Below are 21,439 nucleotides of genomic sequence, written 5' to 3'. Positions count from 1 at the left end.
CCGGGAAATGGTTGGCCGAAACGGCGGTTTATGGCGGCGTAGGCGAACCCGGTACGAGACCGTTATCGCTAATGAGCGGCCGATTCGCATGCTAATGCGGATGGGCACTTAGAGTGGCACCGCGGGAACTTCAGGCTCTCGTCTCTTACAAGGAGACGGGGGCTTTTTTGCTTTTGCCGGAATCGGCCGGCGCTTATCCGCTGGCACTATCATCCTAAACGGAGGGAACACAGATGATCAGAAATATAATTGTTTCGTCGGTAGAACGTATTGTTAGCGAGCTATGGGAGACCTCCGGGAGGGAACGGCCCGCAGGCGTGAAGGTTTCCGTGGAACGCCCCGCTCATTCTGAGCACGGCGATTACAGCGTCAATGCCGCGATGCTGCTGGCCAAACCGCTCAAGCGGTCTCCGCAGTCGATAGCTTCGGAGATCAGGGAGAAGCTGATGAACGATGCCGCAGCCGAACCGCACTTTCACAAAATCGAGACGGCTGGCCCCGGTTTTCTCAATTTCTATGTCAACTGGGCGAAGTGGAGCGCTCCGGGAGCGTCATCCGAGAAGATTCAGCGGAAAAAGGAGAAAGTCATCATTGAGCATACGTCGATCAATCCGAACAAATCGGCGCATGTCGGCCATCTGCGCAATTCCTGCATCGGCGATACGATCGCCCGTATGATGAAACGCAGCGGTTATACGGTCGAGGTGCACAATTATATCGACGATTTGGGCAACCAACTGGCCGACACGGTCGTCGGACTGCTCCATACCGGCAACGCGGGAAATTACGCCCGGTTCGGCGATTTTTGCTGGGACACGTATGCCAAGATCAACCGCGAGTACGGGAAGCGACCGGAGCTTTTGCAGAAGCGGGCCGAGGTGCTTCACGAGCTGGAGCGGGGCCATACGAATACCGCCTGGCTGGGGCTTCTTGTTGCGGAACGAATCGTCCGCGAGCATCTGGAGGAAATGAAGCAGTTCGGCATCCGGTACGACGTGCTCGTGTGGGAAAGCAGCATCGTGAAGGAAGGCTTCTGGGACAGCGCATTCGAGCTGCTTCGAACGACGCCGATTTTCCGCCGGGAAACTGCCGGGAAGCTGGCAGGCTGCTGGGTGCTGAAGCAGGAGGATGCGGCCGGGAGCGAAGCGGAATTTCAGGCTGATAAAGTGCTTGTCCGTTCCAATGGCATTTTGACGTACACGGCCAAAGATATTGCCTATCATTTGTGGAAGTTCGGCGTATTGGGCCGTGATTTCCGCTACAAAAAGTTCGGCGAAGGGCTATGGTCGACCGATTCCGAGGGGACCCGGAAAAAGCTGGGCGCGGCGGATATGGTCGTTAACGTCATCGATCATAGGCAGAAATATCCACAAGCGATGGTCAGGCAGTCGCTTGCCGCGCTCGGGCTGGAGAAGCAAGCGGCGCAGCTGAGGCACGTCAGCTACGGCGTCGTCTCGCTCAGCAGGGATACGGCGGCGGGACTCGGCGTGGACGTATCGGAAGGCAAGCATGCCTATCCGATGTCGGGCCGCCAAGGGATCGGCATTCAAGCGGCGGATTTGCTCCGCCGGATGGAGGAGGCGATCGAGGCGAAGCGCTCCCGCAAAGCGGGTCTGTCCAGCCGGACGATCGCCGCCGCGGCGATCCGTTACTACTTGCTGAGGTTTCATCTGCAAACCGAGGTTGTATTCGATCTGGCGCAGGCGACCGAAATATCGGGCAATACGGGCGTTTATTTATTGTACGCGCACGCGAGAGGATGCAGCATTCTCGATAAAGCCGGCAGCGAAGCAGAGGCTATCACGGCGAATGTGCCGGAAAGAGAGCGAATGCATCCGCAGGAGCTCAGCCTTATCAGACAGCTGGCTTACTGGCCTGAGACGCTGGAGGCGGCGGCCGGGGAGCTGTCGCCGAATACGATTTGCGCGTATGCGCATGAATTGTCGACGCTATTCAACCATTTTTACGCCTCGTGCCCGATTTTGAAGTCGGAAGGCGAAGAGAGAACGTTTCGCCTGTGGCTGACGGCGCGTTTCCAAGCGACGTTGAAGGACGCGCTCGAGGTGCTCGGCCTGCCCGCCCCGAGAAGAATGTGATACTGGGTGCCTGACTAACAACTGGCTCTGGACGAAACGGCCGGAAAAGAGTAACATAACAGTGGGCTGAAACAATCGGTCCTCTGATCTCGTATATATAAGATATACTCGTAAATAGTAAGATATTATTGAAATAAGACGGGCATGCTAAGGAGGTGAATGCATTGTTCGAGCTGCAGGATGTGCTCATTCACGAACTGCTGCCGTATTTATTTTCTATCGGGATTATTTGTTCGTTCAGCTATGTGTACCGTATTTTTCTGCATGACGGCGTCCATCTGGACTGGATTCGCAATGAGCATCCGTCGATGCCGCCGCTTCCGCGGCCCCGGTTGCGGCAAACCCGCCGCGACGTTCATCACGGATTAACGCGCAGAGTGAAGCGGAAGGAAGCGCCGGACGGCGAATCCGGTGACTGCCGCCCCTCGTTGGAGAGTTACTTTTTATCCAAACGAGGAGGATGTTTATGGCAAAGAAGAACAATGGATTCACCCGGTTTAAAATTATCGGCTTACTAACGGCGCTGGCCGTGCTGCTCATCGTCAGCGGATGCGGGGTTAGCGGACCGAACGCCAAGATCGACGCGAGCACGCCGGGCATGTTTAATCATTATATTGTGTATCCTTTTTCTTATTTGATTCAGCATTTGGCTACTTTTTTTGACGGGAGCTACGGCCTCGGGCTGATCGTTCTGACGCTGATGGTCCGCTTGGTGCTGCTGCCGCTCATGATGAGACAGTACCGCAGCCAGCATATGATGAAACAGAAAATGAACGCCCTTCAGCCGGAGCTTAAGCAGCTGCAGGACAAGTATAAAGATAAGAACGACGCGGAATCGAAGACGAAGCTCCAGCAGGAGACGATGCAGCTGTATCAGAAGCATCAGGTGAACCCGCTGGCGGTAGGCTGTCTGCCGATGCTGATTCAGCTGCCGATATTATCGGGGCTGTATTACGCGATCAAGCTGACGCCGGAGCTGGCGGATCATTCGTTCTTATGGTTTCAGCTCGGCAAGCCGGATATGGTGCTGCCGTTCGTCGCGGCGATCATCTACTACTTTCAATATAAAGTATCGCAGATCGGCGTCGATCCGGCGCAGCAGAAGCAGTTTGCGCTTATCGCTTACGTCTCTCCGATCATGATGGCGGTGTTCTCGTTCAGCGCTCCCGCCGCCGTGCCGTTGTATTGGGTCGTAGGAGGAATCTTCGTCATCTTGCAGACGCTGCTCGCCAAAAAAATATATCACGTCAAAGCAGTGGATGAAACGAATCAGCCTGCGGAAAGCAAGGCGTAGAGAGCAAGTATGCTTTTAAAGGAAATAAGCTATGTACAAGCTGCCCCGGATCAGTCGAGAGACTGGTCCGGGCTATTTTTTTGCCGGAATTTATAAATTTCGGGGCCCCCCGCCAAGTACCTGAATCAGCTTCGAAGCGAAGGCCCCATTTTGCGGGGTTACTTTGCCGTTAAGAGGTGATAAAGTCGCCTCCGTTAACATGCATCGTTTCTCCGGTAACGTATCTGGAATCGTCGCTCGCCAAATAGACGTAGGCCGGAGCGAGCTCGAAAGGCTGCCCGGCGCGCTTCATCGGCGTATCGGTTCCGAAAGTGGACACTTCCTTGGCCGAGTAGCTCGAAACGATAAGCGGCGTCCAGATCGGACCGGGCGCTACGGCATTGACGCGAATGCCCTGGCTGACCAAGGACATCGACAAGGAACGGGTAAACGATACGATCGCCCCTTTGGTCGAGGAATAGTCGATCAGCTCCTTGCTCCCCCGGTAAGCGGTGATCGAAGCCGTATTGATGATGGAGCTCCCCGCCTTCAAATGCGGCAGCGCGGCTTGGGCCATGAAGAAATAGGAGAAAATATTCGTCTGAAACGTGTGGAGCAGCTGCTCCTCTGTAATATCGAGCAAGCTTGGCTGAGGGAACTGGACGCCGATATTGTTGACCAGCACATCGAGCTGTCCGTAGGCTTGCAACGTTTCCTGGACGACCCGGGCGCATTGCGCTTTATGTCTGAGATCCGCCTGAATCGTCAGGCATTTGCCGCCCAGCTTCTCGATATGCCGCTTCGTTTCCTCCGCGTCGGGCACCTCGTACAAGAAGGCGATGGCGACCTGCGCTCCCTCTTTGGCGAAAGCGACGGCCGCCGCCCGGCCGATCCCGCTGTCGCCGCCGGTAATAATGGCGGTTTTTCCTTTCAGTTTGCCGCTTCCGATATAGGAAGGATTATCGAAAATCGGCTTCGGATTCATCAAATACTCAAGCCCCGGCTGCTGGTTCTGATGCTGGGCAGGGAACGAGATCGGCTGCTCTTCGCAAACCATTTCTTTACTGTAATACGGGTAGACAGGATACGAATTCATGGGAACCTCCGGTGAAAAAAAAGTATATATCGAAATAGTATATTCGCCGCGCCCATCGTCGGTTCCAGGCAGGAGAAGCTGCCGAACCGCAAACGCAAATTAACACATAGGAGCATAATTTACCGTATAGAAACGTAGCACCTCTCCTTTGTATAGTTAAATAAGCATGCTGCTGGCCGGATCGGCCGCAGCCGAATACATATGCGATAGAATTCAAAGGGGAGAGTGCGAATGAAGCTTGCACAAAGAAAACTGTCAGGGGCTTTGCTGTCTTCGGCGATGCTGATGACGCTGTTTACAGGCTGTTCCAAGGGAGGGCAGGAGGCGCCGGCCCAAGCGGTCGAAGCCGTCAGCGATAAGGGAGGACCGGTTCAGACGGAGCCGGTCGACGTTACCTTTTATCGCCCGAGCACAGGCACGACGCAGGAGCAGTTCATGGATTTGATGGGCAATGCGATCAAAGCGAAATTTCCGAACGTCAACCTTAAGTTTATCCCTTACGGACAAGGTACGAATGTGGAGGAAGTGCTGACCGCGGGATCGGATATCGATCTGCTGATTTTGAATATTAACCTGATTGCGCAGTTTCCGAAATATAATTTGCTGCAGGATGTTTCGGATTCGATCAAGAAGGCGAATTTCGATTTAAGCAGGCTGGAGCCGACGACGGTCGATTTCATCGACCAATTCACGGGCGGCAAAATCAATGCGCTGCCGATCTTCACGACGGCGCAGTCGCTGGTGTACAATAAGGACATTTTCGATAAATTCGGCGTTCCGTATCCGCAGGAAGGGATGACTTGGGACGAGCTGTACGAGCTGGCTAAAAAAGTAAGCAAATCCGACAACGGCATCCAGTATTACGGTTTTGCAGGCTCGACGCCGTTCAGCTCGATGACCCGGGTCAACCAGAAGTCGATCGCCTACGTCGATCCGAAGACGAACAAATCGCAGATCGCCGGCGAAGAGTTCAAGAAGGTCGTGGACAATTTCGCGAGATTTTACCGGATTCCCGGCGCCGAGTTTCCGAAGGACAAGATGGGCAAAGAGAACGATATGTTTAATAAGGACCGCAACCTGGCGATGTACGTCGGCAACAGCAGCCTGTTGATCAACAGCGCGGTGAACATGAACGTCGATGCGATCTCGCTGCCTTCCTTCAGCGATGCGAAGGGCGTCGGTCCGCAGATGTATCCGACTTACGCCGCCGTATCGAGCATCAGCAAGCATAAAGATATCGCCTTCCAGATTCTTACGTATTTGACGTCCGACGAAATGCAGGAGAAATTCGCCAGGGACGGCACCGGACTTCCGATCATCAAAGATCAGAAGGTCGTCGATCTGTTCGGCGCCGATTTGGAGCAGCTGAAAGGGAAAAATATGAAATCGTTCTATCCTCAGAAGCCGGCCCCCATTGCGATGAAAACGCCGTACGACGACAAGGTCGAAGGCAAGGTGAGCGCGGCGTTCAAGGAAGTCGTAGGCGGAGACAGCGACGTCAATACGGCCTTCCGCAAGGCGGCGGAGCAGGCCGACGCGGACATAGACGCCGCCATCAAGGCGTCGTCCGCCGGCAAATAGAAGCGGCTTTAAGCGGAGCTTGCGCACGTCGGCGCGGGCTCCGTTTCTTTTTATGCGGGGAAACGGGCAAAGTGGGATGGCGGTGGCCTATGAGAGCGAATACAATTCATGTATTGACAAATAATAAATCGTGAAACTATAATAAAAACGTACCTGCTCATCATTGATGAGGTGGTGTTGCGGCGTTTGAGCAGTACAGTGTAAAATAAGCGAGTCAAAATTTTTTTATTTCCACCTGCTCATCAATGATGAGCAGGTGAGAAGGCGAGGTTTAAGGTGGACATCAAATTGGTTGAAAACGTAGACAAACTCGACGAAGGGAGCTTTTTTGCTTCAAGAAACGAATATTCGGAGTATTTGGTGTTGAAGTATTTAATCCAATCCGACGAACCGGTCGGTTCTTGGGTACTGAAGGTAATGCTCGGGCTCAAAGGGATTGAGCTAAGCACCGCCACCATTGGAAGACTTTTAAAAGAATTGGACTCAAAAGGGTTTACCAAGCTTGTCGATGCACAAGGAAGGGTCATCACTTCAGAAGGAATCGGCTATGCCAAGATGCAATCGGAAAGGATAGAGAGGGAACGCCTTCAGGCACGGCTTATGATGGCTGCGATACCGCAAAGTCTCGATGAGTTAATCGATTTGCTTCATGCCAGAAAAGCTTTGGAGTGCGAAACGGCAAGACTGGCCGCACTTCGGGCGAATCCAAAGGATATCGATGAACTTGAGCTTTCTTTGAAAAAGCATGCGGACGTGGTCAAAGGAAAAATCGATCCTACAGATATTGCGTTGGATTTTCATATTAAAGTGGCAAAGGCTTCCTATAATCGCTTTTTAATTGCATCGCTGGATATTTTAATTTACGAGGAGCTTCGGTTGGAATCGCAGATTGCCCGGCTCATCACCAGAGAACGCGGAGAAGAGTATTTGCTCCAGCACATCTCGATTGTCGAGTCTATTAAACAGAACGACCCGCATGAAGCGGAGAGACGAATGGGCGTTCATATTGAAACGCTGATCAATGCGATCAAAGAACAAGCCGAACGAAAGTAAGGAAGATAAGATTCCATAGAGTTATGAAGAAAGGAGTACAGGAAATGGGAACTATATTCGATACTGCGATAGTCAACGGAATCATTGTATTGGAGCATCGGGCGGTCCGGGGAACCTTGTTAATTCAAAACGGGAAAATTGCGGGGATTACGGACGGCGATAGTGCGGTTGAATGCAAGCAGCTTATTGATGCAGAGGGGAGGGTTATATTGCCGGGCGCGATCGATCCCCATGTTCATCTATGGGAACCGGGCCCTCAAGATTATAGGGAGGACTATCGCTGCGGTTCTCAAGCGGCGGCTTCGGGCGGAGTCACGACGTTAATCGAGATGCCGTTAAGCGTCCCGCCGGTCATCGATCGGGAATCGTTTCAATTAAAAAAGGATATTGCGGATAGGCATTGCTTGATCGATTTCGCTCTGTGGGGCGGATTGATTCCGGCATCGGCAGATCGTCTCAGCGAAATGCATGAATTAGGATGTGTCGGTTATAAGGCGTTTATTTCATATGCCAATGACAATTATCCGCATACGCCGGACGACATTCTGTTCAAAGCGATGAAACATGCAGCCAAGTTCAACGGCCTCATCGGGGTTCATGCGGAAAACGCCGACATTGTTGAAGCCGCAAGCAAAGAGATGGAGCAAAGCGGTGTGCTCGATCCGGAATCATATCCTGACGGAAGACCGGCCCTGGCTGAACTGGAAGCGATGGAAAGAGCCATTCGTTTCGCAGAAAATGCCGGCTGCCGGCTGCATATTGTTCATATGTCCGTAGCCGAAGGCGGAGAACTGGTTCGCAAGGCGAAGAAGAGGGGGGTTAAGGTTTCTAATGAAACTTGTCCGCACTACCTGCTGTTCGATAAGTCGATCCTGCGGGAGAAGGGGCCGTTCGCCAAATGCAATCCTCCCATAAGGTCGTACGAGAATAAAGAGGCTCTCTGGGAACAGCTATTCAAAGGGAATATAGACTTTATCGGCTCCGACCATTCGCCGTACACGGACGAGGAAAAGCTTAAGGGTAAACATAACATATGGGAAGCGCCGCCCGGATTCGGCGGAATTGACGTACTGCTGCCGGCTATGATCAGCGAAGGCGTGAATGCCAGAGGACTCGGCTTGGTCGAGCTGGCAAAGCTGGTTTCCACCAATGTCGCGAAAGCGTTTGAATTATATCCGAAAAAAGGGACCATCACCGTCGGTTCCGACGCCGATTTGGCGATTGTAGATTTAAATGAGGAATGGGTGTATAAAGGCGAATCCTCGTTCTCCAAGACGAAAAGCTCGCAAGGCATTTACGAAGGATATAGGTTTAAAGGCAAAGTGAAGATAACGATGGTGCGGGGAAGCGTCGTTTATGAGAACGGGAAAATTACCGGAGATGCCTCCTACGGAGAATTTGTAGCCATTCAGCGTTAATTGATCCATTCTCCCCCTTTTTAGGGGTTAAATAAAGGAGGAATAAGCATGAACGTATTAGTCACGGGAAGCTCAGGGCTAGTAGGGTCCGCAGTGATGGGACTATTATCCCGCGAAGGCCATAACGTCGTAGGATTTGACCAGAAAACATCGCCGCTGACGGAGCATTTTACCGTTGAAACGGGAGATCTATGCGATTTTCCGAGATTGGCCTCGATTATCCAAAAGCACGGCATTGACGCGATAGTTCATTCGGGCGGAATTTCACATCCTCATGCGGGAGAAATATCGCCTTATGAGACTGTACGAACCAATATTGTAGGAACGACGACGATCCTCGAAGCGGCAAAAATATTTCATATCCGTAAAGTGGTCTATTTGAGCTCCGGCGCTGTCTACGGCAATCATGCCGCAGCCGTAACTACATTGGAAAGCAAGGTAAATCCGGAGAATACGTATGCCGTAACCAAATTAACGGGCGAGTATCTGGGGGAGGCGTACAACAGAAATTACGGGATGAACGTCATTTCTTTACGCCTTGCTTTCGTATACGGGCCCTACCGATTCATGCCGGACCCCATCAAGTCCCTGCTGGAGCGGGCTGTGAACGGAATAGACGTCGATGATGCGAAGGGTGCGGATCAGCAATTGGAGTTCATTTATGTGAAGGACGCCGCTCGGGCCGTTTACCAGGCTTTGCAGGCCGAAGCATGCAGCTCAAGCATCTTTAATATCGGAACAGGCGTCAATACCAAGATGACGGAGGTTGCGGCCATTATTAAAAAGCTCTACCCTAATATATCCATCAAGCTGGGCTCCGGAGATTTAGGCTATGATTTTATCGGTGCGTTCGATTGCGGCGAAGCGGAGCGGCAGCTGCAGTTTAAAGCCAAATACAATCTTGAAGACGGCATTGCGGATTATGCAAAATATTTGGAGAAAGCAAGCAGCGGGCAGTTTGAAAGCGTTTAATTCAACGGGGCGGGTGAATGTCCATGGGGCAAATTTCAGTTGGCACGATCGATTATTTCATTATTTTTAGTTATTTTGCATTTGTCATCGTCGTCGGATTCATTGTTCGCAAGCTGATCAAAACCGACAGCGACTTCTTTCTATCGGGCCGGTCGCTTCCGGCATGGATGACGGGAATCGCCTATTTGGCGGCGAATTTAGGCGCGCTGGAATTGCTGGGAATGGCGGCCAGCGGTGCGCAGTACGGCATGCTGACTATGCATTATTATTGGATGGGAGCAGTGCCCGCCATGATCTTCGTAGGCTTGTACATGTATCCGTTCTTCTATGCATCGAAAGCGAGAACGATTCCGGAGTATTTAAGATTTCGTTTCAATGAAGCCACCCGGGGATTGAACGCCGTCACCTTTTTCGTCCTGACGATTTTATTTTCAGGAATTAGCTTGTACGCAATGGGATTAATATTCAGCGTGCTGTTGGGATGGTCGATGGTCTTCAGCATCATTGTAGCGGCCATAGTCGTTCTATTATACGTATCGCTGGGCGGATTAACTTCATCGATCTACAATGAGGTCATTCAATTTTTCTTAATATGGATCGGTTTGCTGCCCGTTGCGCTGATCGGAATGTATAAGTTTGGAGGCATCAACGGTATTTTGGCTAATTTGCCCGAGTCGTTCACACATCTATGGCAGGGCTTGAGCAGCACGGCCGATAATCCGATGGGGGTAAGCTGGTTTGGCGTCATTATAGGTCTTAGCTTCGTTCTCTCGTTCGGATATTGGATGACCGACTTCCTGGTTGCCCAAAGGGCTTTTGCCGCCAAGGATGTAAGAGCTGTTCAAAACACGCCGGTCTACGCCTCCTTTTTTCGACTTATCGTGCCCATTGTCGTTATCATTCCGGGATTTATAGCCGTTCCGCTTTTTCCCGAGCTAGGCAAAAACCCTGACTTGCCCTACAATCTGGCGTTGCCGTTGACACTGGTGAAATTATTGCCCGAAGGGCTGTTCGGTCTCGGGATCACCGCTCTATTGGCCGCTTTCATGAGCGGGATGGCGGGGAATATTACCGCTTTTACTACCGTGTGGACCTATGATATTTATCAAGCTTATATTAACAAGGACGGCAGTGACCGGCATTATATTAAAGTCGGGCGTCTCATGGTTGTGATTGGGACCATATGCGCCGTGTTCGCCGCATTTATTGCAGCCAAATTTCCGAACATTATGGATTACATTCAAATGCTGTTCTCCTTCTTTAACGCACCGTTCTTTGCCACCTTCTTCTTGGGAGTGTTCTGGAAAAGGGCGACCGGATGGGGCGCGTTCTGGGGACTGTTATTGGGGGTTGCAAGCTCTTTCCTGATGTTCTTCTTCATTCCAAGCGATTTCTACAGCACACTCGCGGAAGGCAACTTCTCAAGGGCACTATGGGCTTGGATCGTAACTATGGTCATCACTATCGTCGTAAGCTTGTTTACGAAACCGAGACCGGAAAGCGAGCTTAAGGGATTAGTGCGAAGCGTCAGCGAAAAAATATCGTACGCCCATCTTCCTTGGTATAAACGCCCAGGCTATTTATCCGTCATTTCTCTGATTATTATGCTTGTTATTAATCTTTATTATTGGTAAGCGGTTTCAACTTGTCCAGGCGTAAATGTCGGCTGATTGCAACGAAACAGACGGGGAGTGATAGTATGAAGCGATTGCTGTTTGATCTTAAATTTTTAACAGGCGTTATTTTTTGTTACCTCGGCGTCGTTTTAACGATATACGGCTTGTTTACGAATAAAACGACGGAATACTTTCCATATAATATCAATTTATGGTGGGGGATTTTCACCGTTTTGTTCGGAGCAGCCTTTTTTATCGGCAGCTTCCTAACGATGAAAAAGTCCGAATCCTACCAGGCGAGCGGATCAGCCGTCTTTCATGAAGATAACTAGAAGCGCGGTGAAACAAGAGCTGAGGGGCCATTGGAATCTGAAGCAGCGTAAGCGTTCGCCTTTGTAGACGGATTTTCCCCCCCTTCTAGACCACAACGGAGATAAGGAGATGGAACATCTATGGATTCCGCATTACAACCGGCTCATATATTTATAGAGCCTACCGAAGAGAGATTTAAGGATCATTATCGGCGTTGGCAAGGGATTCCTTCGATTGAAGTCACGGATCAAGGAAGAATCTTTATCAATTTTTACTCCGGACAGGATGCGGAGGTTGGCGGCAATATGATGGTTTTATGCGTAAGCGACGATCATGGGCAGACGTTCCGCCCAGGCGTTACCGTCGTGGAGCATCCCGATCGGGAATGCCGTATTTATGATCCCAATTTGTGGATCGATCCTTTGAAAAGATTATGGTTGACTTGGACGCAGGCGCGCGGATTTAACGACGGAAGAATGGGAGTATGGGTTTCCGTTTGCGAAGATCCGGATGCGGAGAAACTGAACTGGTCCCCACCGCGAAGAATAGCCAACGGCATTATGATGAATAAACCTGTTGTCACATCGAAGCAAGAATGGCTGTTTCCTTGCGCGATATGGTGCAATACGAGCGGAAGCAGGCCAAGCGAAAATCACGGACTCCAGCATGAGCAGTTTTCCAATGTTTACGTATCCGCCGATAACGGGAATACGATTAGTCTTAGAGGTCATGCGGATGTGCCTAATCGAGGCTTCGACGAGCATATGATCGTGGAAAAAAACGACGGGACCTTATGGATGCTTGTCAGAACGTTTGACGGGATTGGGGAGAGCTTCTCGCATGATGGAGGTTATACTTGGTCTCCGGGCCGGAAAAGCCATATCGACGGACCATGCTCGCGCTTTCATATTCGCAGATTGAAATCGGGAAGGCTGTTATTGATTAATCATTATCATTTTGAGGAAAGAATTGACTTGGACGATATTATGAGCCAAGGGAATGTGAAAAGCTGGAAGGGGCGGAGCCATCTGACTGCGTTATTGAGCGAAGACGACGGGAAGACATGGCCGTATACGTTATTGCTGGATGAACGCAATGAGGTGTCTTATCCGGATGCTGTCGAAGCCTCGGACGGATACATTTATGTGACTTATGATTGGGAACGGGTGAAACAACGGGAGATATTGATGGCGCGGTTCACCGAGGAGGATATTATGAGGGGGCAATGCGGCTCGCAAGGCGCTATGCTGAAGCAACTTGTGAATAAAGCGACAGGGCGGCCGGATATCCAATAAAGCTTGACCGCGCCTGCGCCGAGCCGCCGGGCGGGAAAGACGAGTCGGCCGGCAGCGCAGCCGGATCGACGCGCCTAGCAGATAACGAGCAGTCCGAATTCCGTCACGGCGATCAAGCCGGAATGGGACGAATCGGTGTGCAAGCAAAGCAGGGCGGGCGGTGCGGCAGCCGCCCGTTCCGTTTATGCATGCAGGGCGGCCTGCCGCTTCAAGTGATCTTCAAGGACGAGGCAGGCCATCGCTTCCACGACCGGCACGATCCGCGGGCAGATGCACGGGTCGTGCCGTCCTACGGTGCGGATCGTATGCTCCTCGCCGCTGATGCGGATCGTCTGCTGAGGCAGCGAGATCGAGGAGGTCGGCTTGACGGCGACGCGCAGTACAATATCCGCGCCGGTGCTGATGCCTCCGAGAATGCCGCCCGCATGATTGCTCATGAACCCCTGGCTGTTCATCGCATCGTTATGCTCGCTGCCGAGCATGCGCGCCGCCTCGAAGCCGGCCCCGAATTCAATGCCTTTCACAGCTCCGATGGATAACATCGCTTTGGCCAAATCGGCGTCGAGCTTGTCGAATACGGGCTCGCCCAGACCGGCCGGCACGCCGCCGATGCGGCACTCCACGATGCCCCCGCAGCTGTCCCCGGCGGACGACAGCGCTTCGATCTTGCGGATCATGGCGTCTGCGGCTTCGGGATCGCAAGCTCTGACGGCGTTGCGTTCGCTCTCGCCTTCGACGTACCGGGCGCAGCGGATGCCGCCGATTTCCTTCGTATAGGCGGTCACGCTGACGCCTCGCCTCTCCAGCAGCTTGCGGGCAACCGCTCCGGCGGCTACGCGGCCTGCCGTTTCTCTGCCGGAAGCTCTGCCGCTGCCCCGGTGATCGCGAATGCCGTATTTATGCAAATACGTAAAGTCGGCATGTCCCGGGCGAAAGGCCAGTTTAATATCGTCGTAAGCTTCGGGCCTCATATCTTTGTTGTATAAAACGACGAACAGCGGAGTGCCCGTCGTCCTCCCTTCGAACACGCCGGATAAGATATGAACCTCATCGTACTCCTTGCGCGGGGACGTGACGGAAGACTGCCCCGGCTTGCGGCGGTCCATCTGCACCTGGATGTACGCCTCGTCGATTTCCACTCCCGGCGTCACCCCGTCGATAATGACCCCGACCGCTTCCCCGTGCGATTCTCCGAATGTCGTGACCTTAAAGCTTTCTCCAAAACTGTTTCCGGCCATTCCTATCTCCTCCTGCAATCATTGAATGATATTCCGTTTTGACGTTTGCTCTGGTACCCATTATAATTGCAAGCATGAAATAGATAAAATACGAAAATTAAATTGTTGCCATAGAGAGGATTTATATCATGCAGTCGATGAATTTGGAATGGTACCGTATTTTTCTGTACACGGCCCGCTCGGGCAGCTTGACCAAAGCGGCGCAGCAGCTGCATATTACGCAGCCTTCCGTCAGCTATGCGATCAAGCAGCTGGAGGACGCGCTGGGAGCCAAGCTGTTCGACCGGCTCTCCAAGGGCGTCGCCTTAACCCGCGAAGGGCAATCGCTGTACGATTATGTGGAGCAATCGTTCGCCATACTGGATGCCGGAGAGAAGCGGCTGCAGTCTCTTCAGCGGCTCGCGGCCGGAGAGCTGCGGATCGGCGCGAGCGGGCCCGTGATCAGGCATATGCTGCTGCCTTCGTTGGACCGGTTTCATGCCGCCTATCCGGATGTGAGAATTCGATTGACGCAGGGAAAAACGGCGGAAATCTCCGGCAAATTGCAGGAAGGCAGCCTCGATCTGGGCATGGTGCATCTGCCGTTGGCGGACCCGGAGCTTGCCGTCCGTCCGTTATTTTCCATCCAGGACTGCTTCGTCGTCGGGGAAGCTTACCGCAAGCTGGCTCAAGCCGGTCGGCCGGTCGCAGCGATCCGGCTCGCGGAGCTTCCGCTGCTGCTGCTGTCGCCGGGGAGCAGCACCCGACGGTTTGTGGAAGGCTGGCTGCAAACCCAGGGAGTGGCCGCGGAAGCGGATATTGAGCTGGGCAGCATGGACATGCTGGTCGAGATGGCTCGCCGCGGCTATGGAGCGGCCTTTGTAACCCGAGCGTTCGTCCGGAGGGAGCTTGCAGGCGGGCAGTTGTTCGAGCTGCCGCTCGCGGAGCCGATTCCGCCGCGAATGATCGGCGTCGCGTCGCGCAAGGCAGCCTCGCTGCCGCTTGCGGCGGAACGGTTTATGACGATGCTGGCCGAAGCGGCCATAAGCGAGTGAGAATGCATCTGTCCGATGGAGTTACGTTTATGCATATTGAATGAATAATGACTGCCTGTTTTGCCGCTAACACTGCATGAATACTATCATTTTGCATAGATATACCTTCTACGTCGCCGTTCATCGGACAGACTCTTACAGGGCTGCTCCCTTATGCAGGGGGCGGCCTTTTGCGTGTTCTCGCTTCGGGCCATGCGGGAAAAGCCGCTTCGGGCTCATCTGAGCTTAAGCGGCTGTCTTTGGAAGCGTGGTGAAAAAAGAGCGGAGGGGCCATTTGAATCTGGAAAAGCGTAAGCGGTCGCCTTTGAAAACGGATTCTCTCCACAAAAAAACGAGAAAATAATCCAAAGAATCCGATTTCAACAGTTATCATGAACGAGACAGACTCCCCGTCAGTGCAACGTCTTAGGTTAATTTTGGGAATAATGGTGTAGTAGAAGCTAAACCAAAACCAAAATCAGAGCTAAATTGCAAAGGAGAGTCTGTACTATGAAGGATACCATAAAATACGTAGGCTTAGACGTATCGAAGGAAAAAATTGCTGTATCTGTAGCAGATCCAGGTAGAGAAGGCGCTCGGTATTTGGGTACGATTCCTCATACGGAGTATCACATCTTGAAAACATTGAGAAAGTTAGGCGAACCCAATGAGTTAAGCATTTGTTACGAGGCAGGACCAACAGGATATCCTTTAGTTCGTTTGCTAACCGCACACGGATATGACTGTATAGTTATCGCCCCTTCACTCATGCCGAGTCGTCCAGGAGAACGGGTAAAAACGGATCGCAGGGATTCGATGCGTCTGGCACAATTACTTCGAGCAGGTGAATTAACCCGTGTGCATGTACCTAGCCAAGAGGAAGAAGCACTTCGTGATCTGGTACGGATGCGTGAAGATGTCAAGGAAGATCGGGCTCGAATCCGGCAGCGGATCGGGAAGTTTCTTCTTCGTCATCAGATTGCACCTAAAGAGCGGCTTCGCCGCTGGACGGCAAAGTATCGGTTGTGGTTAGGACGTATTCCATTGGAGTCTGCTACTCAGCGTTTGGTTCTGCAGGAAATGCTGCATCAGATGGATGAAAATGAAGAACGTCTGAAACGTATAGAAGTAGCCATTCACGAGGAAGCGACGAAAGGGCACCACGCTCCATTAATACAAGCCCTTCAAACCTTACGTGGCGTAGCTGAAACGACCGCAACAGGTATCGTAGCCGAAGTATGTTCATTTACCCGGTTTGGAAATGCGAAGGCTTTTATGGGGTACACAGGTTTGGTGCCGCGGGAATACTCAAGTGGTCAAAGCCGATGGCAGGGAAGTATTACGAAATCAGGGAATACCCACCTTCGCCGTTTGCTGGTCGAATCCGCTTGGAGTTATCGCTATACACCTGCGTTGAAAGGAGAGTTAAAGAAACGTCAACAAGGAAAAACACCTGAAATACAGGCCATATCCTGGAAGGCACAGCATCGGTTACATCGAAAATATACGAAAATGCTGTCAAAGGGGAAGCCAAGTGGCAAAGCAGTTGTGGCTGTGGCGCGAGAATTAAGTGGATTTATTTGGTCGATTGCCAGAGAACTTGAAGAAAAAAGAATACATGGATGAATCGCCTGTTTTACAGGACGCTTGTTATACCAAAGTTCAATTTTGTTGATTCAAGGTAATCCCATGCCCCCTCCAATGCAAGTGAGATGAAAAGCTGAGTTAGAAGGCAAAGGGAAAAGCCGTAAGAGAGAATCCACGTAATCGCTATGTGCCAACCCTAAGAGGGAAAGATGCACGACAACAGTTCGTGGTGCCACTCTCTATAGACGGAGAGAAAACATGCGGTATATCCGAACCCGCGAATATCAGACTGCTCACCGTTGATAGCTTTTGCCTTCTAGTTCAGCTTGTTCACCCCTCTTGTATGAAAAGGGGTAAGGGAAAACCAAGGGGAGTTACAAACTGCCTATTGACAAGTCTCGTTCATATCAGCGATTGGAGGATCAAATGGACGCCGCAGCGGACTTTTTCACCACCCTTTTAGCGATGTATTCAAGATGAACAAAAGAATGAGCAGCGCGATCCCGGCTGCGGCAGCAAGCCAATCTCTCCGCCGGAAAGGCGGGTAGTCTGCGGAAGAGCGGTTCAGCCGATGCAGTTTGCAGCCTCGGGCCTCCAGGGCGAGGGCTAAATCCTCGGCATGCCGCATCATCGACAGCAGCAGCGGGATCATGAATACCGGCACGTCCCGAAGGCGCAAGGCTGCGCCGGGCTTCGCCACGGCTTTGCCGCGCGCTCTGACGATCAGCGACATCCGTTCTGTTTCCGCCGCTATTAACGGAATGAAGCGCAGCAGAAGAGAGGCGGAGAAGGTGAAGACGGAGACGGGAATGCGAAACCGTTCGAGAAACGATAAAGCTTGCTCCAGCCCGCGCTGCATCATCGAAGGGCGGGTGCTGACGGCAAAGGCGACGCCGGCGACCAGCACGAGAAAGAACACGGAGAGCTGGCGAACGGTTCGAAAAGCGGCGTCCCGGGAAAAAGACGCGGCCTGCCAGCGCCACCACTCTCCGTCCGCCGCGAGCTCCACCCCGGACAGCAGGGCGGATATGACGATGAAGACGGCGAACGCTTTAACCGCCCTGCCGGCCGTTCGCATGGACACGCCGGCCGCGTAGACCATAGCGGCGACGATCAGCGCGGAGAAGAGCAGTCCGGGCCACCGGTTTTGCAGAAGCATACCGGTCGATACGGCTACGTAAAATATCCACTTGGCGATCGGATGAAACCGGTGCAAGCCTTCGTCTGCCGCTGCGGCAGGCACCGAAGCCGCTGCAGCTTCGGCCGCGACGAAAGCCTCGCCGCCGCTGGCTGCGCATTGGACGGCAGCCAGCGCTTCCTCAGCGCCCGCGCCCGCATCCGCAGGCGGCAAACCGGGCTCGGCTGCGAGGCTGCCGCCCTCTGCCGCCGCCGTATCCACCGCAGAGGGTTGCGCAGGCTGCGGCGCGCGCAGCGCTCGAACGACCGCCTCGGCGGTATCGTCGGCGGAAAGAGGGCGGCCGGCCAGCCGGAACCCTCGCTTCCGCAGCTCCTGCGCGATGCGGATCGAGGCCGGCAGTCCGACTTCGGCCCTAAGCAGCGGGCCGGGATCGTCGTACAGCTCGGCCGGAGACGTGGCGGCGGCGACCGTGCCGCGCTGCATGATGAGGACCTGATCCGCGACGGGCAGGAACGTATCCAGATCATGGCTTACGACGATGACTCCGCCTGTGCCGCGCTCGCGATGTGATTTGATCGCCGCGAGCAGCGGCGGTATTCCTTGCGGATCGATGCCCGCCGTCGGCTCGTCGAGCAGCAGCCAGTCCGGCTGAACCGCCCAAGCGGTGGCGAGGGCGGCTTTGCGCTTCCAGCCGTCCGATAAGGTGAAGACCGATTCTTGCAGAATGGACTCGGGCAGCTCCAGCAGGGCCAGCGACCCGCGGATTCGCGCGAGCGCTTCCGGCTTCGATAGCCGAAGAGGCTGCAGCGAATAAAGAAATTCTTTCATCACGCTGTCGGCAAACAATTGGCGTTCCGGATACTGAAAGACGATACCCGAGCGGAGCCAGACGGATTTCTGCACACGGCCGTCCCGCCACAGAGGCTCGCCGCCGCAGAGGATTTGTCCGGAGGCGGCAGGAATCAGCCCCGCCAGCGCGTGGAGCAGAGTGCTCTTGCCGGAGCCGGTGCGGCCCGCGATCAAAGTCACCGTTCCGTCGGGGAAAGTATGGCTCACCTCGGACAAGATCGCCGACGACCCGCCGCGAGGCGGCATCACTGTAACCTGCTGCAGCTGCAGCGTCATAGCGCGCTCACCGCCTTGCCGAGCTGTTCGGGAGTCAGCGGCAGCGGCTCCGGCCTATAGCCGTGCTTTACGAGCTGCCGCACGGCCTGAATCGTATAAGGCGGGGCGAACCCCAACTGTTCGCAGCAGCTCATCCCGTCATCGCCGATTTCGTAGAAGAACGCCCGGCTCGTTCCGGTAAACCGAAGCCGGCCTTCTTCCAGCGCAGCGACGCGGTCGGCCCAGACCAACTCGTCCAGCAGCTGGGTGATCCATAGAATCGTCGCCCCCTCCCGGTGAAGCCGGCGCGCGATATGTATAATGCCTTCCCTTGCCTGCGGATCGAGCATCGAGGTCGCTTCATCGAAAATGTACACCGCAGGCTCGGCTGCGAGACATCCGGCTATGGCGAGCAGCTGCTTCTGCCCGCCGGATAGCGAAGCCGCGGGAGCATGCGCAAGCTGCGCGAGCCCGACCTGGCGCAAGGCGTCGAGCGCCCGGGACGGAATATCTTCGTTAGAGACGCCGAAGTTGGCGAGACCGAGGCAAACATCCTCATAAGGCGTCTCTCCAATGAGCGCCGTCTCCGGATTTTGAAAAATGAGCTGGACGGCCGGCTCCCGCCCGATGCTGCGCTTAAGATTTCCGCCGGTCGGCGAATACAGCCCGGCCGCTATTTTGGCCAAGGTGCTTTTGCCGCTTCCGTTCGTTCCCGCCACAGCGAGCCATTCCCCTCGATAAACGGAGAGATCGATATTGCGCAGGGCTATCCGCGGGGTTCCGGCGTGATCGATGTGATAAGAAACTTGTTCAAATGTAATGAGGGCGGTTCGATCCATAGACTCCATAGAATTAACTCTTTTCTAATAGTAAGGTTTGTGTTAGAATTCGATTGTCAACTTTATGTATACATATTAGGTTAACAAATAAAAGGAGCTGTGGCAATGAAAAAAAGTTTGACTATGAGAGGATTGGCTTTTAGTGCGCTGTTCGGCGCTCTGCTGGTCGTATCCAGCTATTTGAACATTCACCTTGGGTTTACTCCGATTCCGATCTCGCTTGAAAACTTGGTCGTCATGCTCACGGGGGCGATTCTCGGGCCGCTGTACGGATTTTGCAGCGTAGCTCTGGTTGTCGTTCTAACTGCGCTCGGCATCCCTTTGCTGCACGGCAGCGGCGGCTTCGCCTTGCTGCTCGGGCCGACCGGGGGCTTCGTATGGGCGTATCCGTTCGCGGCGCTGCTGATCGGACTGCTGCTGAAGCGGGTCAAGGGCAGAGGCGTTGTCGCTTTCGTGCTAACGTTTCTTGCTTTGGAGCTGTGCGGGTCGCTGCTGCTGTATGTAAGCGGGGTTCCGTGGCTCGCCCACAAAGCCGGCATTTCACTGCAAAAAGCGATGGCGCTAGGCTGCTATCCTTACTTGCCGGGAGATGCGGTCAAAGCGGTATTGGCGGCGGTCATTCTTGTTCCGGTGCGCCAGGTGTTCCCGGTTTCGAGAATAACGGGCGTCAAGCGCATGATCGACTTGACGGAATAAGCCGCCGCAAACAAACGGCAGCGCGCTTTAGGAGTCTGTCCGATGAACCGCGTAGCATGTAAAATGACAGTAATGAAGCAGCGCTATCGGCAAAATAGGCAGTCATTATTCATTCGCCATAATAAAAGCAAAAAAGATGCCGGGGAGCAAGCGTCCGAGCATCTTTTTTTCGGTTATGACCAAACATTGTCTCGAGCGGCGCTTCGCCGGGCGCTACACGGTCAGCACGCGGACGCCGGCTTCCTGAAACAGCCTGATCTGCAGCTCGGACGCCTCGCATCCGGTGATGAAGGTGTGTACGCTGGACACCGGCGCGACCGTATGCAGCGACACTTTCCCGATTTTCGTATCGTCGGCGACGACGATAATCTCCTGCGCGCAGCGGATCATGCCCTGCTTGGCCGGCACCAGCTCCGCTTCGGGATGAGTGAGCCCGTGCGCCGGATGAATGGCGGGCGTGCCGAGAAACGCTTTTTGCACATGGAGCTTTTCCAGTACCGAATCCGTATACATGCCGTTCAGCATGTAGCTGGAGCGGTACAGCGTGCCTCCCGTGACGATGACCGTGACGCCGGAAGCGTCGCGCAGCTCCGCGGCAACGTTCATATCGTTGGTCACCACGGTAATGTTGGAGCGGTTGACCAAGTGCCGCGCGATATGGACCGTCGTAGTCCCCGAATCGATAATAATATGATCGCCGTCCTCGACAAGAGAGGCGGCTTTTTTGCCGATCCGGTCTTTTTGGTCGAGCTGATCGCTGACCCTCTCGGAAAACGAAGGCTCGGCGTTGGCCCCCTGGTCGAGGATGACTCCTCCGTGGGTCCGTCTCAACAGCCCTTCCTGTTCAATCTCCGCCAAGTCCCGGCGTATCGTTGCCTCGTGCACTTGAAATTCTTGAGCCAGGGCGGCTACGGAGGCGACTTGCTTCTGTTTGACCCATTCGACTATGCGCAGCTTGCGTTCGGCAGCGAGCATCATTATGACCTCCTCATTGTAAAAAATATTCGTTCGTCGCATCCGGCGACGATTCGGTTCGTATATGTTCATTTCTGCGTATTATCATTTTTTTAGAAACTTTACTTCTTTTAAGATTAATGAGAAAATCGGCCATT

The 21,439-nt window shown here is 53.6% G+C and carries 18 protein-coding genes and 1 other annotated feature (1 of these 19 cut by a window edge); of the genes, 13 read left to right on the top strand and 5 right to left on the bottom strand.

Annotation, left to right across the window (positions count from 1 at the left end; all coding sequences use genetic code 11):
• Positions 1–149 (top strand) — a binding site (T-box leader); it begins 92 nt to the left of the window's first position.
• Positions 150–233: 84 nt separating this feature from the next.
• The 3 genes from SK3146_RS08950 to yidC all read left to right on the top strand — a co-directional run bounded on the left by SK3146_RS08950 (position 234) and on the right by yidC (position 3,390).
• Complete coding sequence (locus SK3146_RS08950) at positions 234–2,096, top strand: arginine--tRNA ligase (RefSeq protein WP_249864747.1); 1,863 nt, start codon at positions 234–236, stop codon at positions 2,094–2,096.
• Positions 2,097–2,260: 164 nt separating this feature from the next.
• A complete protein-coding gene (locus SK3146_RS08945) occupies positions 2,261–2,614 on the top strand; it encodes a hypothetical protein (protein ID WP_249864746.1) in 354 nt (117 codons plus the stop codon).
• Entirely contained in the window at positions 2,563–3,390 is an 828-nt protein-coding gene (gene yidC / locus SK3146_RS08940) for a membrane protein insertase YidC (RefSeq protein ID WP_249864745.1), read from the top strand. Before SK3146_RS08945 ends, yidC begins: the two co-directional genes overlap by 52 nt.
• A gap of 169 nt (positions 3,391–3,559) precedes the next feature.
• Here the strand turns inward: yidC and SK3146_RS08935 are convergent, their stop codons facing one another.
• The gene (locus SK3146_RS08935) at positions 3,560–4,465 is read right to left on the bottom strand and encodes an SDR family oxidoreductase (protein WP_249864744.1); all 906 of its coding nucleotides are present in this window, start codon (positions 4,463–4,465) and stop codon (positions 3,560–3,562) included.
• A gap of 231 nt (positions 4,466–4,696) precedes the next feature.
• Between SK3146_RS08935 and SK3146_RS08930 the strand changes: the two genes are divergently transcribed.
• From SK3146_RS08930 to SK3146_RS08900, 7 genes are all read left to right on the top strand, one after another.
• Positions 4,697–6,046, top strand: a complete 1,350-nt coding sequence (locus SK3146_RS08930) for an ABC transporter substrate-binding protein (protein ID WP_249864743.1) — start codon at positions 4,697–4,699, stop codon at positions 6,044–6,046.
• 276 nt (positions 6,047–6,322) lie between these two features.
• Positions 6,323–7,099, top strand: coding sequence for an FCD domain-containing protein (locus SK3146_RS08925; RefSeq protein ID WP_249864742.1), 777 nt, complete (start codon positions 6,323–6,325; stop codon positions 7,097–7,099).
• Positions 7,100–7,122: 23 nt separating this feature from the next.
• Positions 7,123–8,517, top strand: a complete 1,395-nt coding sequence (gene allB / locus SK3146_RS08920; RefSeq protein WP_249864741.1) for an allantoinase AllB — start codon at positions 7,123–7,125, stop codon at positions 8,515–8,517.
• Between the two features lie 48 nt (positions 8,518–8,565).
• Positions 8,566–9,489, top strand: a complete 924-nt coding sequence (locus tag SK3146_RS08915) for an NAD-dependent epimerase/dehydratase family protein (RefSeq protein WP_249864740.1) — start codon at positions 8,566–8,568, stop codon at positions 9,487–9,489.
• Positions 9,490–9,506: 17 nt separating this feature from the next.
• A complete protein-coding gene (locus SK3146_RS08910; RefSeq protein WP_249864739.1) occupies positions 9,507–11,123 on the top strand; it encodes a sodium:solute symporter family protein in 1,617 nt (538 codons plus the stop codon).
• A gap of 65 nt (positions 11,124–11,188) precedes the next feature.
• Entirely contained in the window at positions 11,189–11,437 is a 249-nt protein-coding gene (locus SK3146_RS08905) for a hypothetical protein (RefSeq protein WP_249864738.1), read from the top strand.
• A gap of 120 nt (positions 11,438–11,557) precedes the next feature.
• Entirely contained in the window at positions 11,558–12,712 is a 1,155-nt protein-coding gene (locus tag SK3146_RS08900; protein WP_249864737.1) for a sialidase family protein, read from the top strand.
• Positions 12,713–12,894: 182 nt separating this feature from the next.
• Here SK3146_RS08900 and aroC read toward each other — a convergent pair whose 3' ends face one another.
• Positions 12,895–13,950, bottom strand: a complete 1,056-nt coding sequence (aroC, locus tag SK3146_RS08895; protein WP_249864736.1) for a chorismate synthase — start codon at positions 13,948–13,950, stop codon at positions 12,895–12,897.
• Between the two features lie 137 nt (positions 13,951–14,087).
• On the opposite strand from aroC, the gene SK3146_RS08890 reads away from it, so the two are divergent.
• The gene (locus tag SK3146_RS08890) at positions 14,088–14,984 is read left to right on the top strand and encodes a LysR family transcriptional regulator (protein WP_249866239.1); all 897 of its coding nucleotides are present in this window, start codon (positions 14,088–14,090) and stop codon (positions 14,982–14,984) included.
• Positions 14,985–15,473: 489 nt separating this feature from the next.
• Entirely contained in the window at positions 15,474–16,589 is a 1,116-nt protein-coding gene (locus SK3146_RS08885; protein ID WP_249864735.1) for an IS110 family RNA-guided transposase, read from the top strand.
• Between the two features lie 409 nt (positions 16,590–16,998).
• Here SK3146_RS08885 and SK3146_RS08880 read toward each other — a convergent pair whose 3' ends face one another.
• Complete coding sequence (locus SK3146_RS08880) at positions 16,999–18,813, bottom strand: ATP-binding cassette domain-containing protein (RefSeq protein ID WP_249864734.1); 1,815 nt, start codon at positions 18,811–18,813, stop codon at positions 16,999–17,001.
• Positions 18,810–19,631, bottom strand: coding sequence for an ATP-binding cassette domain-containing protein (locus SK3146_RS08875; RefSeq protein WP_249864733.1), 822 nt, complete (start codon positions 19,629–19,631; stop codon positions 18,810–18,812). The genes SK3146_RS08880 and SK3146_RS08875 overlap by 4 nt, the downstream gene beginning before the upstream one ends.
• 105 nt (positions 19,632–19,736) lie before the next feature.
• On the opposite strand from SK3146_RS08875, the gene SK3146_RS08870 reads away from it, so the two are divergent.
• Positions 19,737–20,327, top strand: a complete 591-nt coding sequence (locus tag SK3146_RS08870) for a biotin transporter BioY (protein ID WP_249864732.1) — start codon at positions 19,737–19,739, stop codon at positions 20,325–20,327.
• A gap of 213 nt (positions 20,328–20,540) precedes the next feature.
• Here the strand turns inward: SK3146_RS08870 and SK3146_RS08865 are convergent, their stop codons facing one another.
• On the bottom strand, positions 20,541–21,302 hold the full coding sequence (locus SK3146_RS08865; RefSeq protein ID WP_249866238.1) for a DeoR/GlpR family DNA-binding transcription regulator: 762 nt from the start codon (positions 21,300–21,302) through the stop codon (positions 20,541–20,543).
• Positions 21,303–21,439 lie beyond the last annotated feature (137 nt).

Origin of the sequence: Paenibacillus konkukensis (genome assembly GCF_023523925.1) — a bacterium.
Taxonomy (GTDB): domain Bacteria; phylum Bacillota; class Bacilli; order Paenibacillales; family NBRC-103111; genus Paenibacillus_S; species Paenibacillus_S doosanensis.
The sequence above is the reverse complement of the archived record's forward strand: the minus strand, read 5'-3'. Positions and strand labels throughout refer to the sequence as shown.

Bases quoted from the DNA above. Each gene is read 5' to 3' on its own strand.
- SK3146_RS08950 (WP_249864747.1), top strand. From the start codon at position 234: ATGATCAGAAATATAATTGTTTCGTCGGTAGAACGTATTGTTAGCGAG.
- SK3146_RS08890 (WP_249866239.1), top strand. From the start codon at position 14,088: ATGAATTTGGAATGGTACCGTATTTTTCTGTACACGGCCCGCTCGGGC.
- SK3146_RS08865 (WP_249866238.1), bottom strand. From the start codon at position 21,302: ATGCTCGCTGCCGAACGCAAGCTGCGCATAGTCGAATGGGTCAAACAG.
- allB (WP_249864741.1), top strand. From the start codon at position 7,123: ATGAAGAAAGGAGTACAGGAAATGGGAACTATATTCGATACTGCGATA.
- SK3146_RS08915 (WP_249864740.1), top strand. From the start codon at position 8,566: ATGAACGTATTAGTCACGGGAAGCTCAGGGCTAGTAGGGTCCGCAGTG.
- SK3146_RS08885 (WP_249864735.1), top strand. From the start codon at position 15,474: ATGAAGGATACCATAAAATACGTAGGCTTAGACGTATCGAAGGAAAAA.
- aroC (WP_249864736.1), bottom strand. From the start codon at position 13,950: ATGGCCGGAAACAGTTTTGGAGAAAGCTTTAAGGTCACGACATTCGGA.
- SK3146_RS08900 (WP_249864737.1), top strand. From the start codon at position 11,558: ATGGATTCCGCATTACAACCGGCTCATATATTTATAGAGCCTACCGAA.
- SK3146_RS08875 (WP_249864733.1), bottom strand. From the start codon at position 19,631: ATGGATCGAACCGCCCTCATTACATTTGAACAAGTTTCTTATCACATC.
- SK3146_RS08880 (WP_249864734.1), bottom strand. From the start codon at position 18,813: ATGACGCTGCAGCTGCAGCAGGTTACAGTGATGCCGCCTCGCGGCGGG.
- SK3146_RS08870 (WP_249864732.1), top strand. From the start codon at position 19,737: ATGAAAAAAAGTTTGACTATGAGAGGATTGGCTTTTAGTGCGCTGTTC.
- SK3146_RS08910 (WP_249864739.1), top strand. From the start codon at position 9,507: ATGTCCATGGGGCAAATTTCAGTTGGCACGATCGATTATTTCATTATT.
- yidC (WP_249864745.1), top strand. From the start codon at position 2,563: ATGGCAAAGAAGAACAATGGATTCACCCGGTTTAAAATTATCGGCTTA.
- SK3146_RS08935 (WP_249864744.1), bottom strand. From the start codon at position 4,465: ATGAATTCGTATCCTGTCTACCCGTATTACAGTAAAGAAATGGTTTGC.
- SK3146_RS08930 (WP_249864743.1), top strand. From the start codon at position 4,697: ATGAAGCTTGCACAAAGAAAACTGTCAGGGGCTTTGCTGTCTTCGGCG.
- SK3146_RS08905 (WP_249864738.1), top strand. From the start codon at position 11,189: ATGAAGCGATTGCTGTTTGATCTTAAATTTTTAACAGGCGTTATTTTT.